Origin of the sequence: Arthrobacter sp. 135MFCol5.1 (assembly GCF_000374865.1) — a bacterium.
In the GTDB taxonomy this organism is placed as follows: Bacteria; Actinomycetota; Actinomycetes; order Actinomycetales; family Micrococcaceae; genus Arthrobacter.
This window is the reverse complement of sequence record NZ_KB895454.1, coordinates 26,275-42,824: the sequence shown is the minus strand read 5'-3', so window position 1 is coordinate 42,824 and position 16,550 is coordinate 26,275. Positions and strand designations below refer to the sequence as shown.

14 protein-coding genes are annotated in these 16,550 nt (G+C 67.7%); 5 read left to right on the top strand and 9 right to left on the bottom strand.

The window, feature by feature from the left end:
- Nucleotides 1–10 precede the first annotated feature (10 nt).
- The 4 genes from C563_RS0106405 to C563_RS0106390 all read right to left on the bottom strand — a co-directional run bounded on the left by C563_RS0106405 (nt 11) and on the right by C563_RS0106390 (nt 5,521).
- Nucleotides 11–2,011 carry a vWA domain-containing protein gene (locus tag C563_RS0106405; RefSeq protein WP_018761210.1) on the bottom strand — a complete coding sequence of 667 codons (2,001 nt, stop codon included), beginning with the start codon at nt 2,009–2,011 and terminating at the stop codon, nt 11–13.
- A 14-nt stretch (nt 2,012–2,025) separates the two neighbouring features.
- Nucleotides 2,026–3,414 carry a sigma 54-interacting transcriptional regulator gene (locus C563_RS0106400; protein WP_018761209.1) on the bottom strand — a complete coding sequence of 463 codons (1,389 nt, stop codon included), beginning with the start codon at nt 3,412–3,414 and terminating at the stop codon, nt 2,026–2,028.
- Nucleotides 3,415–3,504: 90 nt separating this feature from the next.
- Complete coding sequence (locus C563_RS0106395; RefSeq protein ID WP_018761208.1) at nt 3,505–4,236, bottom strand: SGNH/GDSL hydrolase family protein; 732 nt, start codon at nt 4,234–4,236, stop codon at nt 3,505–3,507.
- 238 nt (nt 4,237–4,474) lie between these two features.
- The gene (locus tag C563_RS0106390; RefSeq protein ID WP_026264427.1) at nt 4,475–5,521 is read right to left on the bottom strand and encodes an NAD(P)-dependent alcohol dehydrogenase; all 1,047 of its coding nucleotides are present in this window, start codon (nt 5,519–5,521) and stop codon (nt 4,475–4,477) included.
- A gap of 312 nt (nt 5,522–5,833) precedes the next feature.
- Between C563_RS0106390 and C563_RS0106385 the strand changes: the two genes are divergently transcribed.
- Nucleotides 5,834–6,451 carry a hypothetical protein gene (locus C563_RS0106385; RefSeq protein ID WP_018761206.1) on the top strand — a complete coding sequence of 206 codons (618 nt, stop codon included), beginning with the start codon at nt 5,834–5,836 and terminating at the stop codon, nt 6,449–6,451.
- Nucleotides 6,452–6,463: 12 nt separating this feature from the next.
- Here the strand turns inward: C563_RS0106385 and C563_RS0106380 are convergent, their stop codons facing one another.
- Both C563_RS0106380 and C563_RS0106375 read right to left on the bottom strand, forming a co-directional pair.
- Complete coding sequence (locus C563_RS0106380) at nt 6,464–7,288, bottom strand: DUF1206 domain-containing protein (protein ID WP_018761205.1); 825 nt, start codon at nt 7,286–7,288, stop codon at nt 6,464–6,466.
- Nucleotides 7,289–7,442: 154 nt separating this feature from the next.
- The gene (locus tag C563_RS0106375; RefSeq protein ID WP_018761204.1) at nt 7,443–8,615 is read right to left on the bottom strand and encodes a serine hydrolase domain-containing protein; all 1,173 of its coding nucleotides are present in this window, start codon (nt 8,613–8,615) and stop codon (nt 7,443–7,445) included.
- A gap of 90 nt (nt 8,616–8,705) precedes the next feature.
- Here C563_RS0106375 and C563_RS20950 point away from each other — a divergent pair, with 90 nt between their 5' ends.
- The 4 genes from C563_RS20950 (at nt 8,706) to C563_RS0106355 (ending at nt 13,468) form a co-directional block, all read left to right on the top strand.
- Nucleotides 8,706–10,238, top strand: coding sequence for a S8 family serine peptidase (locus tag C563_RS20950; protein ID WP_018761203.1), 1,533 nt, complete (start codon nt 8,706–8,708; stop codon nt 10,236–10,238).
- A gap of 23 nt (nt 10,239–10,261) precedes the next feature.
- Nucleotides 10,262–11,545, top strand: a complete 1,284-nt coding sequence (locus C563_RS0106365; protein WP_018761202.1) for a hypothetical protein — start codon at nt 10,262–10,264, stop codon at nt 11,543–11,545.
- Between the two features lie 237 nt (nt 11,546–11,782).
- Entirely contained in the window at nt 11,783–13,216 is a 1,434-nt protein-coding gene (locus C563_RS0106360) for a flotillin family protein (protein ID WP_018761201.1), read from the top strand.
- Nucleotides 13,217–13,225: 9 nt separating this feature from the next.
- A complete protein-coding gene (locus tag C563_RS0106355; RefSeq protein WP_018761200.1) occupies nt 13,226–13,468 on the top strand; it encodes a hypothetical protein in 243 nt (80 codons plus the stop codon).
- A gap of 23 nt (nt 13,469–13,491) precedes the next feature.
- Here the strand turns inward: C563_RS0106355 and C563_RS0106350 are convergent, their stop codons facing one another.
- The 3 genes from C563_RS0106350 to C563_RS0106340 form a co-directional block, all read right to left on the bottom strand.
- A complete protein-coding gene (locus C563_RS0106350; protein WP_018761199.1) occupies nt 13,492–14,523 on the bottom strand; it encodes an aldo/keto reductase in 1,032 nt (343 codons plus the stop codon).
- A gap of 14 nt (nt 14,524–14,537) precedes the next feature.
- Nucleotides 14,538–15,431 carry an SMP-30/gluconolactonase/LRE family protein gene (locus C563_RS0106345; RefSeq protein ID WP_018761198.1) on the bottom strand — a complete coding sequence of 298 codons (894 nt, stop codon included), beginning with the start codon at nt 15,429–15,431 and terminating at the stop codon, nt 14,538–14,540.
- Between the two features lie 113 nt (nt 15,432–15,544).
- A complete protein-coding gene (locus C563_RS0106340; protein ID WP_018761197.1) occupies nt 15,545–16,324 on the bottom strand; it encodes an SDR family oxidoreductase in 780 nt (259 codons plus the stop codon).
- Nucleotides 16,325–16,550: the final 226 nt, after the last annotated feature.

The window sequence follows — 16,550 nt, the reverse complement described above, 5'->3', positions numbered from 1 at the left end:
CCCGGCCCGGTCAGAACCAGTCGCCGTCGGCGTAGGCGCTGCGGACGTGCGCCCGGAGGTATTCCCCCACCACGGCTGCGCCCAGGTCGCCGACGTCAGGGGCCACCACGCGGCCGTCCACCCGGCGTGCCAGGCGCTGGATGAAGCGCTCCAGCCCGGGATCGTTCCCAAGCCGGAAAAACGTGGTCTGCGTCCCCGCCCTTCCCAACCGGTCCAGCTCGGCAACGGTGGCCCGGATGGTTTCCGCGTCCGGCGGCCAGTTGAACCAGGAGTCTCCGTCCGGCAGCAGGTGGGCGGTCGGTTCCCCGTCCGTCACCACCAGGAGCACCGGCTGCATGGAGGGGTGCCGGCGGAAGAAGCGGCCGGCCAGCAGCAGCCCGTGGTGGAGGTTGGTGCCCTGTTCCCGCAGGGCCGGCAGGGCCGTCAGTTCCGCGATGTCCATGGACTGGGCGTAACGGCCGAAGGTCACCAGCTGCAGCCGGTCACCGCGGAACCGGGTGGACACCAAGTGGTGCAGGGCCAGCGCCGTGCGCTTCATCGGGACCCACCGCCCCTCCGCGGCCATGGAAAAGGAGACGTCCACCAGCAACGCGACGGCGGCCTGGGTCCGGGCCTCGGTTTCGGTTACCTCGATGTCCCCAACGGCGAGGCGCAGTCCGCGCGCCGGATCGCCGCCGTCGGCCATGGTGCGGCGGATGGCGTTGGTCAAGGTGCGCGTCACGTCCCACGGCTCGGCGTCGCCGAACTCCCACTGGCGGCTGGAGCCGGACTGTTCACCGGCCGCCCCTGCCGTCCGGGTATCCCTGTTTCCCTGCCGCCCGGACAGCTGTTTGGCGGTGTCGCGCAGCAGCGACTTGCCGAGCCGGCGCATGGCCTGCGGCGAGAGCCGGAGGTCGCCGTCGGCGCCGCGGCGCAGGTAGCCGCCCTCCTGCATGGCCCGCTCGATTTCGGCAAGAGTGCGGGCGCTGACGGCCGCACCCTCACCAAGTTGACGGGCCAGCGCGTCAAGGTCAAGGTCATCGAGCCGGGATCCGTTGTAGGACTGGGACAGCTGTTCGGAGAGCTCATCAAGTTCCGCGATGTCCTGCAGGACGCCGGTTCCGTCGCCCAGGCCGAGTCCTTCCTGCCCCTCGAACCGTTCCAAGCCGCTCCAGTCCTCCCCTGGGCGCAGTGCCTGCAAGGAGGCGTCGAGCTCGCTGAGCTGGGCCATCAGTTCCGGCGAGCCGAATGCCTGGGCGGACAACTGCATCAATTCCGCGCGCTGTTCGGCGGACATGGACTGCAGGAGCCGCTGGGCGGCGGCGGCACGTTGCGCCAGGGCATCCACGAGCTCTTCCACTGATTGCGGGTCTTCCGGGAAGAACTGGCCGTGCTTGGCCATGAACTCCTGGAAATCGGCCTCGGTGTCTTCGCCGCGGCGGTGCTTCGCCAGCAGCCCGTTGAGGTCCCGGAGCATGGCATTGACGGCCTCGCGGTCCTCATCGGTGGCGCTCTCCAGCGCCTGTTTCATTCCGGCAAACCGCTGTTCCAGGACCTCCCGGCCCAGCAGGTCCTTGATCCGGTCGTACGCTTCCTTGGCGGTTCCGGACTGCCAGTCGTAGGAGGCGAGCTCGTTGACTGCTGCGGCGGTGGAGGCCGGCAGGTTCTCGAGCTGCATCTCGCGGAAGTCGCGTTCGGTGTTGTCCATCATGGCGTCCCGGGCCAACTGCTTGCGTTCCTCCAGCACGGCGGTATCCAGCAGCCTTTTAACTTCCTCCAGGGTGCCGTCCAGCCGGTGCCTGCTGAGCAGGTCCCGCCGCCGCTCCTGCACGCGGCGGGCAAGGTCGTCCAGGCCTTCGCGGTTCCGTCCACCGCGCCGCAGGAACTCCTGCAGGGCATGCCGCGGCGAATAGCCTGCCATCACGTCGTCGGCGACGGCGTCGAGCACTTCCGCCAGGTCCACCGGCGGAGCCAGGGGGTCCGGGCCGCCGGTGTACCGGCCGTACCTGGCGGACCTTTTGTGGATGGCCATGCTGCCTCCTGCGCCTAGCCGTAGGTGGTTTCCTCGTCGTCGGACTCCTTGGAGATCCGCCGGCCCAGGTAGAGCCCTTCCAAGGCCAGTTCGACGGCGGCAGCCCGCTGTCCGTCGTTCGTCGCACCCAGGCGGCGACCGATTTCGTCGTAGAGGCCGGAGCCGTTGAGGGACGGGAGGTTAGCGAGGAACTCCTGTGCCGTGACTTGCTCCCCGGTGGTGACGGTTCGGTGGCCGTCCAAGGCCGATACGAGCGGTCCCATATCGAGGCCTTGGAAGTGGGCCCTGACGGCCTCTGCGGTGGCGGTGCGGAGGAGGTGGTCGAGGATGCCTTGTTCGCGGCCTTCCTCACCCGATTCGAACTCGATCTTGCCGGTCAGGACTTCCACGGCAGGTTCGAGGTCGATGATCCGGGCCACGGCGTGGTCCTCCCCGCGGAGCCGGGCCCGGCGGAGCGCCGCCGCGGCCACGGTTTCGGCACCGGCGATCGCGAACCTGGCCGAAACTCCGGAGGTCTGGTTGATGGCCGGGGACTCGCGCAGCGCCCGGGTGTAGCGGGCAAGGATCTCCAGGATGAAGGGCGGGACGTCAGCCACCAGCCGGCCCTCCTGCCGGATGACGGAGACCTCGTCCCCGAGTTCGATCGGGTAGTGGGTCCTGATCTCGGCACCGAAGCGGTCCTTCAGCGGGGTGATGATCCGGCCGCGGTTGGTGTAGTCCTCCGGGTTGGCGGAGGCCACAACAAGCACGTCGAGGGGTAGCCGCAGTACGTATCCGCGGATCTGGATGTCACGTTCCTCCATCACGTTCAGCATGGACACCTGGATGCGTTCGGCCAGGTCCGGGAGCTCGTTGATGGCGATGATGCCGCGGTTGGAGCGCGGAATAAGCCCGTAGTGGATGGTCTCCGGATCCCCGAGCCTTCGGCCCTCGGCCACGCGCATGGGGTCGACGTCGCCGACGAGGTCCGCCACGGACGTGTCCGGCGTTGCGAGCTTCTCGACGTACCGTTCGGAACGGTGCCGCCAGCCGATCCTCAACCGGTCCCCCTCGGCCCGGACGCGGGCCAGGGACTGTTCGGTGATCGGCTGATAGGGGTGTTCGTTCAGTTCCGAGTCCTCAATCACCGGAGACCATTCGTCCAGCAACCCGGCCAAGGTGCGGAGCAGGCGGGTTTTGCCCTGTCCGCGTTCTCCCAGCAGCACGAGGTCATGGCCGGCGATCAGGGCTCGCTCAAGCTGGGGCAGGACGGTCCGGCTGAACCCATAGAGGCCAGGCCACGGGTCACGACCTGCTGCCAGGGCGGCGAGGAGATTGTCGCGGATTTCGTGCCTCAGGTCCTTGAGGACATGGCCCGCTGCTCGGAGTTCACCAACGGTGTAGATTTCGGGGCGGTCAGTCACTCCTCTACCGTAATCCCCGCCCTGAAGGTAATCGATAGATTCCTCCAGATTCCTGGACCGACATGCCGGCCGCCGGCAGGAGCCGGCGTATCACTGGAGTTCGGGGCGTCCTTGCACGGCCGCCGCGGCAGCCGGCGCCGCCTGCTCAAGGTAGGCGCCGATGTGTTCCAGGAGGTAGTGCTGTCCGGCCACGGTGGGGTGGTCGCCGTCGGGGCCGATCAAGTCATCGAAGTCGCCGCTGATCCAGCCCTCGGCGATGGGGTCCACGAATTCGCCTCCGGCCCGGGCCGTGGCGGCCTTGAGCTGGCTGCTGATCTCCAGGAGCCCGGGGTCCGGGTCCGGGGAGTACGACGGCGGTCCCACCACAATGATTTTCGCTTCCGGGGCGAGCGTCTCGGCCCGGTCCATCGCCGCCAGCGCGGCGTCGCCAATTTCATCGGACGCGTAGCCGAGGTCGTTTTCCGAGCCGAAGAACACCACAATCCCCGTTTTGGCGTTGACGAGCTCCTCAACCTGGGTGCCAAACGTTCCGTCAAAATCGCCGGGGCTGACGTATCCACTGCCGTCTTCTGCTGCGTTGACCACTTCCAGGCCGGCGCCTACGGGGTCGTTGCGCATCAGGGCCGGCCAGGCTTCCTGCGGCGAGGTGCCGTGGCCGGTGCTGAGCGAGTCCCCCACCACTACCACCCGGACCGGGGCCTCCCCCGTGGCCGGCGGCTGGGTTTGCGCCGCGCTGCCTGACGTAACGGCCAGCAGGACGCCGAACGTGCCGGCAGCAACGAGCCTGGCGGGGTGCCCGCGCAGCGGCACGGTGTGTTGCATGGGTGCCGCCTCCTGCCTGGAATCCGGCGGCGGCTAAGTCGCCGGCCGCCACGTTATTGTCGTTTGTCCGTGTCCCATCGTAGGCATTCAGTGAGGATACTGTAGTGCCGGCGGGGCCAATGCGACAGATCGCACAGCAACTCCACGGCCAATTCACACCTTCTGCATCGGTTGCCTGCCGGGCGGCCGGACCCGTCCGGCAGGCCTGGAGTGGCCGCCCGGGACCGGCCCCGGGTGGTCAGCCCTGGTGCGGGACAACCACCGCCCGGGCGCTCAGCTTCCCCTCCGCCAGCCGGCGGTAGGCGTCCAGGCTGTCGTCAAGGGAGAAGGTCTCGATCTCCGGTACGATCTGGCCCGCCCGGTACATGTCCACCACCTCGTGGAGCTCCTCGATGGTGCCCCAGTACGTGTTGGTGATGGTGGATTCGTAGGGCGTGTTGAAGAACGTCCATTCGTGGACTCCGCCGGCGATGCCCACCACGGTCAGCCGTCCGCCCTGGGCCATGGACCCGGTGGCGGTGGCGATGGTGGGGGTGACGCCCACGAAGTCGAAGGCCGCGTCCACGCCCCGGCCGCCGGTAAGCTCACGGATTTTGGCCACCTGGTCCGGACCGCCGGGCACGGTGACGGCCCCTGCCGCTTCAGCCTTGGCCATGGCCTCCGGCTTCATGTCGGTGGCAATGATGGTGGCGCCCGTGAGTGCCGTGAGGATCTGGACTGCGATCTGTCCCAGCCCGCCGAGTCCCACCACCAGCGCGAAGCGGCCTCCGCCGTTCAGGTGCGGAAGGGCAGTCTTGATGGCGTGGTAGGGCGTCAGGGCGGCGTCGGCCAGCGGTGCCGCGGCAATCGGATCCGCCGCACCGAGCGGAATGAGGTTGCGCACCGGGACGGTGACGTATTCGGCCATGCCGCCGTCCCGTCCAAGTCCGATACCCAGGTAGGGGTTGGTCGCCGCATTCTCGCAGTAGGTGTCCTGGCCGCGGGAGCATGCCTTGCAGTGCCCGCAGCCGATGGGCCCGTACACCAGGTAGGCGTCGCCGACGTTGATGCCGTCGACGCCGGGGCCGAGCTCTTCAACCCACCCGGAGTTCTCGTGGCCCAGGATGAAACCTTTTGACATGTTTCCGGGCACCTCAGCCGTGAAATCCTCGAAGATGCTCACATCCGAGTGGCAGGCACCCGCGCCGGCCACCTTGAGCAGGACTTCGCCGGGCCCGGGAACGGGCCGGGCCACTTCCTGAAGCTCGGGAAACTGCTTCCATTCGTTGAACACTATGGCGCGCATGCTGCTGCCCTCTTCTTTCTGTTGCATTGTTGTGGGTTTCTGCTTCAGCGGGCGGTGTAGCCGCCGTCGAGCACGAGTTCGGACCCGGTCATGAACGCGGCGTCGTCGCTGGCGGCGGGCAGGATGCCGCCGCCACATCCTCAGGGCGGCCCAGCCGAGACATGGGAATGGTGGGGCTTGCTTTCAACCGTGAGCCGAAGGTACAGTGGCCCGATCGAACTATCCAACAAATGTTGGATAGTTAGAACGCTACGCCCGCGGGGGCGGTATATCCACCGCCGGCGGCCAAGATCACCAGGGAGTGTGACCGGCATGACAAAAGGACCGGATCAGGGCACGGAGGTACCGGCTGCCCGCGATCCCCGCGCGGCCAGGAGTTATGCCAGGCTCGCCGCCGCCATCCTGGCACTGGCAGCGGTCCACGACGCCGGGACACTGGGGGCCGCGCAGGTCGCCGCTGCCGCGGGGGTCAACAGGTCGACGTTCTACCAGCACGCGGCATCCCCCGCCGCCTTGCTGCGGCAGGTCCTCTCCGCCGAACTGGATGCCCTGCGGGACGAGCACCTCTCCGTGTCCGGCGGCGACATTGGCCACGCCGTCGCAGCCGTAACCGCCGGGGTGGTCCGCCACGTGGATGCCCACCGCCGGATCTACCGCCACGGCCTGGCCGCCGAGCCGGGAACTGCGGGGTTGCACGGCATGCTCGGCGCCCATTTCGAGGGTTCGGTCCGCCTGCTGATCGAACGCCGGGCCATCGCCGTTCCGGCACCGGGTGGCCGCGACGTCCCGCCGCCCATGGTGGCGCGGTTCATTGCCTACGGCGTGGTGGGGGCACTGGAGTCACGCCTCCTGGAGGATCAGCCCCGGCCGGCGGAGGAATTCCTGGCGGACCTGTGGCAACTGCTTCCGGACTGGTGGCCCATCGGCTGACAAGACCGCTCCCTAGAACTTGCCGTACCGGGCCCGCGCCATGGAGTACACGCCGTAGCAGATGAGGCCGGCGGCGATGGCCGCGAGCAGGAACACGCCGTAGGGCTGTGAACCCAGTGCCTTCAGGCCGCCATCCAGTCCCGAAGACTTGGACGGATCGGCGGTCGCAGCCGCCACGATAATCAGGACACCAACGACGGCGAGGACCACTCCTTTGGCGATGTAGCCCACGGTGCCGAGCCACTCGACAGCGGTGCGGGCGTTTCCGGGATCCTGCAGGTCTTCCATGAACTTTCGGGTGAAGCCCCGGTACGCGTAGTAAACGCCGGCGGCAACGATCGCCAAGCCGACAACGACCAGCAGCACCACTCCAGCGGGCGCAGCCATGAGCTTGGCCGTGAAGTCACTGGCCGACTGGCTGGAACTCTTGGAACCGCCCGTCGCGAACACGGCGAACGTGAAGGCCAGGAAACCGAACACCACGGCCTTTCCCGCAGCGGATCCTGCCTCTTTCAGCTTCTTCTTCGAATCACTTTCGGAACGCGCACCAAACACGGCTTCGCCGACCATCCACAGAGCGAGGGCCGCGCAGGCAACCGCCCCTACCCACAGGAGGATTCCGCCGCCGGGTTTTGAGGCAAGGGATCCGATCGCCCCTGACTGGTCCGCTTCCCCGCCCTGGCCCCGGTCCAGCTGCAGGGCGATCACGCCGATCAACACGTGGACCAGGCCGATGAACACGAAGCCGGCACGGGCCAGAATGCGTAACGCCGGGCTGCGGCTGGCCGATGCCGCTTCCGAAACTGCCCGGTTAGCTCCCTGCGACGCGTTGCCCATGGTCCGCCCTTCCAGCGATGTAGTTGATCCTCTGTTCCCACGCCAGCTTTCCCCGGCCGCAACGTGTCGCGGGATGCTTCAGTGTAGATCCGCGGGGACCATCCGGACAGGCCCCGGGTGCGGCCTTAGGCGCGGCTGACCGGCGCGTTTGTGCTCAGCGGGCAGGCTGGCAGAGCCTGTCCAGCGCCTCGTTGAGGGTGGACTCGATCTGGCCGTTGAGGAGGTCCCGGCGGCCGGTGCTGGCGGGGTCTTCAACCTCGCCGGGCATGGGCGGCGCCGTGACCGTCATTGCGGCTTGGTAGCGCCCGTCGTCGCTGCTGACGGCAACGGTCTGGAAGTCCCGGAACGAGCCCTTGCCTTCCTGCCGCATGGCCGGTGAACACTGATCCGCGAAGCGCCACAATCCCAGCCCGAAGCGGCCAAAGCCGGGGCTGGTCTTCATCTCCCGCAGCGAGGACGGGGAAACGGCCCGGCCTTGGAGGAGTGCGGCCATAAAACGGTTCAGGTCCGCCACCGTTGACACCACACCGGATGCCGGGGAGCCGGCGACGGACGCGTCGTCGGTGGTGTCGATACGCTCGCCGTGAAGGGTGACGTAGCCATGGAGGATGTTTGGTGCCCGCGCGTCCGGCCGGTCCAGGGTGCTGTCCTTCAGCCCCAACGGGGAGAACACCTGTTCCAGCATGACCTGCGCGAATGGCTTATGGCGCAAGGCTTCCACCACGAGGCCCAGGACCACGTAGTCGGTGGTGGAGTATGTGAACAGTCCGACGTCGGAGGCCCGCCAAGGCAGCGTCCCGGCGGCCTGCACCTGCTGCTCGAGGTCCAGGGCCTGCGACAGTGCCGGGCGGAAGTCCACGTCATGGGGCAGTGCCGTGGCGGCGTCCGGCATCCCGGAAGTGTGACTCAGCAACTGGCGCACAGTGAGCGGTCCGGGCGGCCGCAGCAGGCCCGCGAGTTCAGGGACGGCGTCGATAACAGGGTCATCAAGGCCGATGAGATGGTCATCGACGAGCCGAAGCACCGCGACGGCGGTCATCGCTTGGGTGACGCCTGCTATCTCCACCCTGTCCGTGGGCTGCGCCGGGTCCAGGGAGTCGAGGTCGCGCACGCCAAAGGCCTGTGACCATTCGCCGCCCGGCCACCGGACCTGGACAACGGCCGAGACGGCGCCCTGGTTCAGGAACAGCTGGATCTGCTGCACCATAGGCTCCAAGGCAGGGGGAAAGGTACCGGGCGGAAGGGGGTCGTCCGTGTAGGTGCAGCCGGAGACGGAGAGTGCCACCGCGAGCGCCGCCCGCCTCACGATGCGGTTTTTCGAGCCCACACCTCATGGTAGGGCGGCCCGCGCCGTATTGACATGCCGGGGCCGCTGCCCATAATTGGTGGCAGCACTTCAGTGAGACCGGAGAATGGCATGACGCGTTTGGTGAGCTCACTGCTGAGGCCCCGCAACAATTCAGAGCAGCGCGGACACGACCTTCTGGTCCACACCGACGGCAACCAGCGGCAGGCCGTCCTGGTGGAACTGCAGGTGGGGCACGGGACGCTGGCCACATCCGCGGGGGCCCGGTTCGCCACGCTCTTCAACGACACCTTTTCATCGGTTGCGGATCCGCCTGCCCCGCCGCTGCAGGTCTCAACCCTGTACCTCCAGTGCCGGCTCCGGCCCGACGAGCTGACCGACCTCCTGGCCGCAGATGCGGCACACGGGGTTGCGGAGCGCACCATCTACCGTGTGTGGCCCGACTACATTGTGCGTCCGCACATCGACAGGTCGGCCGCCACCGTGCAGGCCGATGCCGCCCTGCGCACATTCGGGGCCTCGGGCCGCGGATGTGTATGGGCCGTCATCGACTCGGGCATCGACGGCACGCACCCGCATTTCCTTCCTGTCCACGCGGGAAAAGCTGACAACCTGCATGACCCGCGGGTGGCGGATCTCCACCGCGACTTCACGGCTCTGGTCTCCGGCCCGGATGCCGACGGCTCGGCTCCCCAGGACGCAGGAGCCGTCCGCTCAGCCAAGGACCTGGTCCCGCAGGACCCGGCACCTGCCCTGGTGGACGACGTCGGACACGGGACACACGTGGCAGGGATCATCGCCGGCTCCGCTCCCCCGGCGGCAGTCATCATGATGAGCCGCTCCACCCCGGACGGGCTGCCTGAATGGACACCGCGGGAACTGGACCCCGGCCGGTCTCTGGCCGGCCTGGCTTCCGAGGCCCTGCTGGTGAGCCTGAAGGTCCTCAACAACCAGGAGCACACGCTGTCCAGCGCCGTGATCGCCGCACTGAACTACGTCAGGGCGGTCAACTCCTACGGCCGCAACATGGTGATCCACGGCGTCAACCTCTCGCTCGGCTGCGATTGGTACCCCGGTGACTTCGCAGCCGGCCAAAGCCCCCTGTGCCGGGAGATCGACCTGCTGGTGGGCTCCGGCGTCGTGGTGGTGGTCAGCGCAGGCAACGGTGGCGACGCCCGGGACGATAACGGCGACTTCTACGGCCGGCTCTCCACCATCACCGACCCGGGAAACGCAGCCAAGGCCATCACGGTCGGCTCAACGCACCGGGACCAGCCGCACGTCTTCGGGGTGTCCTATACCTCCTCCAAGGGGCCCACCCTTGACGGGCGCCTGAAGCCGGATCTTGTAGCCCCCGGCGAGCGCATCACGTCAGCAGCAGCCGGAAAGACCCGCAGCCAGGTCCCGGGCTTCAAGGACGCGACCGCTCCCATGCCCTGCTACGTCGAGGACAGCGGAACCTCGATGGCTGCCCCGCACGTTTCAGGAGCCATCGCCGCGTTCCTCTCGGCACGGCCGGAATTCATCGGCAAGCCTGAGGTGGTCAAAGACCTGTTCATGCAAAATGCAAGCTCTCTGGGCCGGCACCCGTTCTTCCAAGGCAGCGGCCTGGTGGACCTGATGCGGGTCCTGAACTCGATCTAACCACCCACCAGCCAGGAGCAGCCATGACCGGTCGCATCGGTGACCTCGACTACTACGAGCTGGCCTTCGCCGCCGATGGCAGCCCAGACCCTGGAAACCCGGCAGACGGTGCTTCCCTGGCCGCCGCCGTTGCGGACGGCGGCATCCGTGACCTTTTCGTCTTCTCCCACGGCTGGAACAGCGATGTCCAGTCCGCGCGCAGCCTCTACCAGTGGATGTTCGGCAATCTGTCCGGCCAGCTGGGACAACAGGCGGAAGGCTGCGCCGCCGTCGGAATCATCTGGCCGTCCCTGCTCTTTCCCGAGGACCAGGCAACCGCCGCGCCGGCGGCCCCGTCCACGGGGGCGGCACTGGCGGCGCACCTGGCTCCGGCGTTCCCCCGGAACGAGCAGGACCTCGGCGCGATCGGAGACCTGCTGGACCGGCAACCGGAAGATCCGCAGGAACTCGAACGCTTCCACCACCTTGCGCTCCGGCTGGTCAGCTCCCCCGTGCCGCCGCCGGAATCCGAGGACTCGAACCTGCAGGCAGCGTTGGCAGCCACCACAGCGCCCCTCCTGACCCACGCCGCCGCGCTCGCCGCCCCGTCGCAGTCGAGTGCGCAGGACATCGGGAACCCCTTCGGCATGCTGTGGAAAGGCGCGCGTGAGGTGCTGCGCGCGTTCAGTTACTACGAAATGAAGAACCGTGCCGGCGTCATCGGCAGCAAGGGACTGGGCCCGTACCTCGGTTCCCTCGCAGGACCCGGCGGCCAACCGCGCATCTACCTGATGGGGCACAGCTTCGGGGCCCGGCTGGTGGCCAACGCGCTCGCCGGGCTGCCGGCCTCCGCTGCCGGCCCTGCCAGCCCCGTCAAGCTGCTCTACCTCATCCAAGGAGCCTTCTCACACTTCAGTTTTGCGTCCCCGCTCCCCACCGATCCCGCACGGTCGGGCCTCCTGGCATCCTGTGCCGGCCGGGTGGACGGGCCGTTCATCGCCTCCTTCAGCAAAGCCGACCGCGCGGTGGGGACCTGGTATCCGACGGCAAGCTTCCTCCAGCGCCAGGACAACGAGGACGTACACGACTTCATGTACCGCTGGGAGGGGATGGGCCATGACGGCTACCAGCAGGCCGGCGCAACGACGGTCCCCATGCGCCGGCCGGGTGAGTCCTACGGATTCAGCGCGGGCGGGTTCTACTGCCTTGACGCCAATGCGGTGATATCCCAGGACCAGAACCCCTTCGCCGGCGCCCACAGCGATATCCGGCACCCCGAGGTACTGTGGCCGGTCGTGGACTCCTTCACTGCCGCCGCCGGACGGTGAGGCTCGCCGGCCAAGACTGGACAGCCGCCGACTCCCCCGCAGGCCGCCCCGTTTTCTGTTGCCGCAGGCAAATATCAGCCCAGCTCTGGACTCTTGGGCGGGGCCCAACCAGACTGTCTACAACAGCTGGCCGGGCGCGCCGACGGCGAGGTTTATTTCTACGGCGGAATTCCCGACGGCTGCATTTATTGGGGCTTTACCGTGATGCCTGTTCCGCGGCATCGAAAGGACCTGGTCATGCCGGATTTCACCGCATTCTTCCCGCTTATTGCCACCATTCTGGCGGTGCTCGTCGCCATCGGATTCATTTGGACGGCAACAAAACTGATGTGGAAGGTGGCCGAACCCAACGAAGCCCTGATCATTTCCGGGCTGACCCGCGGAACCCTCGAAACCCGGGCCGGAATGGACTTCAAGATCGTCACCGGCAAGGGCGCCCTGGTGCTGCCCGGACTCCAGACGGTGCGGACCCTCTCGCTCACGCTGAATGAGACTGAGCTCAAAGTGTCCTGCGTTACTTCCCAAGGCATCCAAGTGATCGTGGAAGGGGTTGTCATTTACAAAATCGGCGATGCCCCGCCTTTTATTGCCAATGCGGCCCGACGTTTCCTGGGCCAGCAACCAAAAATGGAAAGCCAGGTCTATAACGTTTTTGAAGGGCACCTGCGGTCCATTATTGGCAGCATGACCATGGAGGAAATCATCCGCGAGCGCGACAAGCTGGGTTCGCAGGTCCGCAGCGCCAGCGGCGTGGAAATGGAGAAGCTGGGCCTCGTGGTGGATTCGCTGCAGATCAAGGACCTGCAGGACCCCACCGGGTACATCCAGAACATCGCCAAGCCGCACATCGCGCAGGTGAAGATGGAGGCCCGCATTGCCGAGGCCACCCGCAACCGCGAGGCGGCCGAAAAGGAGGCGGAGGCTGCCGCGCTGATTGCCGACGCGCAGAGCGTCTCGGCGATCAGGCAGTCAGTGGCCCAGGCGAACGCCGAACGCGCCAAAGCCAACGCTGCGCAGGCCGGCCCGCTGGCGGAGGCCACGGCCCGGCAACAGGTGGTGGTTCAGGAGACCGAAGTTGCCAAGCTGGAGGCGGACCGGGAAGAGCAGAAGCTGCAGACCACCATCCGGAAGCCTGCCGATGCGAAAGCGTACGCCAAGCGCACCGACGCGGAGGGCCAAAAGGCCGCCGACATCTCCGCCGCAGAGGCCCTGGCCCGGCGCACCGAGCTTGAGGCCACGGCCAATGCCCGCCGAACGGAACTGCAGGCGCAGGCCAACGCCAACGCCGCAGCTGCTGCCGCCGGCGCCACGAAGGTCACCGGTGAGGCCGAGGCCGCAGCCACCAAGGCCAAGGGCGACGCGGCAGCCTCGGCAATCAAGGCCAAGGCCCTGGCAGAGGCGGACGGCATCAAGGCCCGGGCCGAGGCTTTGGGAACCAACCAAGACGCCGTGATTTCGCAGCAGCTCGCCGAAAACATGCCCGCGATCATCGCCGCAGCGGCCGAGCCCTTCTCCCACGTGGGGCAGATGACGGTCCTGAACGGCGGCGAGGGGGTCAACAAGATGCTGGGCGGGATCCTGGCCCAGGTGGGTGACTATCTGCCGGCCCTCTCGTCAGCGCTCCGCAAGGGCGGCGAGGATAAGCGTGCGCCCAAGGCTCCGGGCGCGTAGGGACCGCCGATGCACAAAGAGGTGGACCGGAGCCTGACGGGAAAGATTGGGCGGGTGACCGGCCGCATCGGGCCGGGCACCATCGGGGAGGTCATGCTGCCGTACCTGGGCGGCATCATGGCGTTCCACGCCTACCCGTATGACAAAATAAGCGGCTTCGCGGTGGGCGAGGAAGTGCTGGTGATCTACTACGACCCGCCGCAGACGGTGTACGTGGACCAACTGCCCGATGTGCTGAAGCACCCGGCGTAAAGGCCCACGCACCGCCGCCGTTCCTAGCGGCCGCCCTCCATTTTGCGGCTGCGCTGCTCCTGCGCCATCGGCCCATACGGGTAGACCCCCGTCTGCGGCAGGCTGGCCTCGGTCAGCCTGCCGACTTCTTCACTGCTGAGCCGCAGGTCGGCAGCAGCCATGTTGTCGGCCAGCTGTTCGGTGGTGCGGGCTCCCAGGATCACCGAGGTCACGGCCGGCCGGTCCGCGAGCCAGGCCAGGGCCACCTGGGCGGGGCTTACCCCGTGGCCGGCGGCGATGTTTTCGACGGCGTCAATGACCGCCCAGGTCCGGGGGTTGTCATTGCGTGCCTTCCACGCCTCCATGCCGCGTTCGGGGTTTTCACCGAGGCGGGTTGCGCCGGCCGGACGCTGGTCCCGCTTGTACTTGCCGGACAACCAGCCGCCGCCCAACGGGGACCACGGCAGCAGGCCAATCCCTGCGTCGAGGGCCGCGGGGACAATCTCGAATTCGATGTCCCGGACCAGCAGGCTGTACTGCGGCTGCAGGCTCACGGGCGCGCTCCAGCCCTGGTTGCGCGCCGTGTGGACGGCCTTGGTCAGCTGCCAGCCGAGGAAGTTGGAGAAACCGTAGTAGGCGATCTTGCCCCGGCTCACGGCGTCGTCGAGGAAGCGGAGGGTCTCTTCCAGCGGCGTGATGGGGTCCCACGCGTGCAGCTGGTAGAGGTCGATCTGGTCCACGCCCAGCCTGCGGAGGGAATCGTCCAGGGCGCGCGTCAGGCGCCGCCGCGAGGTTCCGACGTCGTTCGGTGCCGTTCCCATGGGGAAGCGTCCCTTGGTTGCGATGACCGCTGTTTCCCGGAGCGCGGGACGCTGGGCCAGCCAGCGGCCAATGGTCTCCTCCGACGTGCCCGAACTGTAGACGTCGGCGGTGTCGATGAAGTTTCCGCCCGCGGCGAAGTAGCTGTCCAGGATGGCGTGCGAATCTTCCTCAGTGGCTTCCGCGCCGAACGTCATGGTTCCGAGCGCGTAGTTGGTCACGACAGTGCCGCTGTGGCCCAGGGTTCTGTACTGCATGGATGTCCTCACGTTCAGGGGTGGGTTGATGGAATGTTCCGGCCGGCCGCATCGCGGGTTCTGGTGCGGATCCGGTACAGGCTGGTGGTCGCGGTGAGATAGAGGTCCCGGCCGTCCGGGCCGCCGAAGCAGAGGTTGGAAACCGTCTCCGGGACGTCGATGGAAGCCAGCAGCTCGAAAGATGGTGAGTAGATCCTGACGGCGGGGCCTGCGGAGGTCCAGATCCTGCCCTCGACATCGACCCGGAGGCCGTCGGCTGCCCGCCCGTCGGGGAGTTCCACCACGACGCGGCCGGGCCCGCAGGCGGCATCGCGAACGTCGTAGGCCACGATCCTCAGCGGCACCCCGTGGCTGGGCCCGGCGGTGTCCGCCACGTACAGGACAGTCTCGTCCGGGGAGAACGCCAGCCCGTTGGGGTGCACGAGGTCGGTGATCACGGCGTCAAGGTTTCCGGACGCCGGATCGAGACGGAACACGTAGCAGCCTCCGTATTCCTGCTCGCCCTCGTGCCCTTCCGTGGTGCCGGGAAGGATGCCGTAGGGCGGGTCGGTGAACCAGATGGACGCGTCGCCGGCAATGACCACGTCGTTGGGCGAGTTCAGCCTGTGGCCCCGGAAGGAATCAACCAGGCCGGTCACGGTGCCGTTCCTGTCCCGTTCCACCCGGCGTCGGCCGTGGCTGCACTGCACCACGCTGCCGTCGTGGTCGAGCGTGCGCCCATTGGTGAATTCGACGTTCTGCGCGTAGTCGCGGACGGCACCGGTGGCGGGGTCGAATTCCAGGATGCGGTTGTTGGGGATGTCGCTCCAGCGCACGGTCTGCGTCGAGGGTACCCACAGGGGCCCTTCTGCCCAGACGGTTCCCGTGTAGAGGCACTCCAAGGCGCCCGTCGTCAGTCCATCAGCCATCGGCGCACCTTCGCATAGGCACCACCATAGCCCCACGGCCGGGGCGGGGCGCCTGTCCCGCGCCGACGCCGTGGATCAGGCCGGGAGGCCGTGCAGCCCGGGTGGCTGCGGGGTTACCAGACGGAGTCGCCGCGCAGGACGGCGTCGCTGCCGCCGTCGATGTAAACCACCTGGCCGCACAGGTGGGTATTTTCCTCGCCGCCGAGCCAGGCCAGCAGGCGGGCCACGGCGATCGGTTCGGCGATGCCGTTCAACGGCATCGGGACCATCGCAAGCAGGGCTTCCCGGCCTTCGGCTGTGTCAATCAGGCCCGCCGTCATGGGGGTGGCAATGATGCCGGGGGCGACGGCGTTGAGCGGGATGCCTGCGCCGGCCCATTCCGGGGTGGCTGCCTGCCGCCGGACCCAGCGTGAGAGCGCCAGCTTGGTGGAGGCGTAGATGAGTCCCCCTGTGGTTTCCGGTTCCCGGGCCAGGACCTCGGCGCGGGCAAGCGACGCCGCTTCGTCCCCTGCCGTGAGCAGGGAAACGAGGTCGGGGTCGCTGGGCATCAGGGCGGCCATCGAGGAGACCAGCACGGCCCGCGGGGAAGGGGATCCGGCCAGGAGCGGGCGCAGGCCATCAAGGGTGGCGACGGTGCCGAAGAAATTCACCGCCACGGTAGCCGGCGTGGGGGTGGCCAGGCCGGCCACCGCGTACACGGCGTCCACCTGCCCCGCCAGGTCCCGGACTCCCTGCACCAGGGCTGTCCGCCCTGCGGGGGTTGAAAGGTCGGCGGTCACGTCAGTGCCGTGGATGTCCACGCCAATGACGCGGCCGCCCCGCTGCTCCAGCAGCTCTTTGGTTGCTTTGCCAATGCCGGAGGCGGCGCCGGTGACGACTGATATCCGGGTCATTCGATCCCCTTAAGCGTTGCTGCGGTGACGTGTTCGGTTTCACGGTAGAGGGGGTGTTGGCGGGCAGGACAGGGTCCAACGGCCCCTGTCCTGCCCGGACCGGGCCGATGGCACCGGCGCTCCCTTGACCCCGCCAGAGGCCAGGCGTATACCGAAAGAATCATCATGCTGGCCCCCGCTGGGCCCTGTATGGAGCCGGCTGCCCCTGGTCTTCGACACAAATATC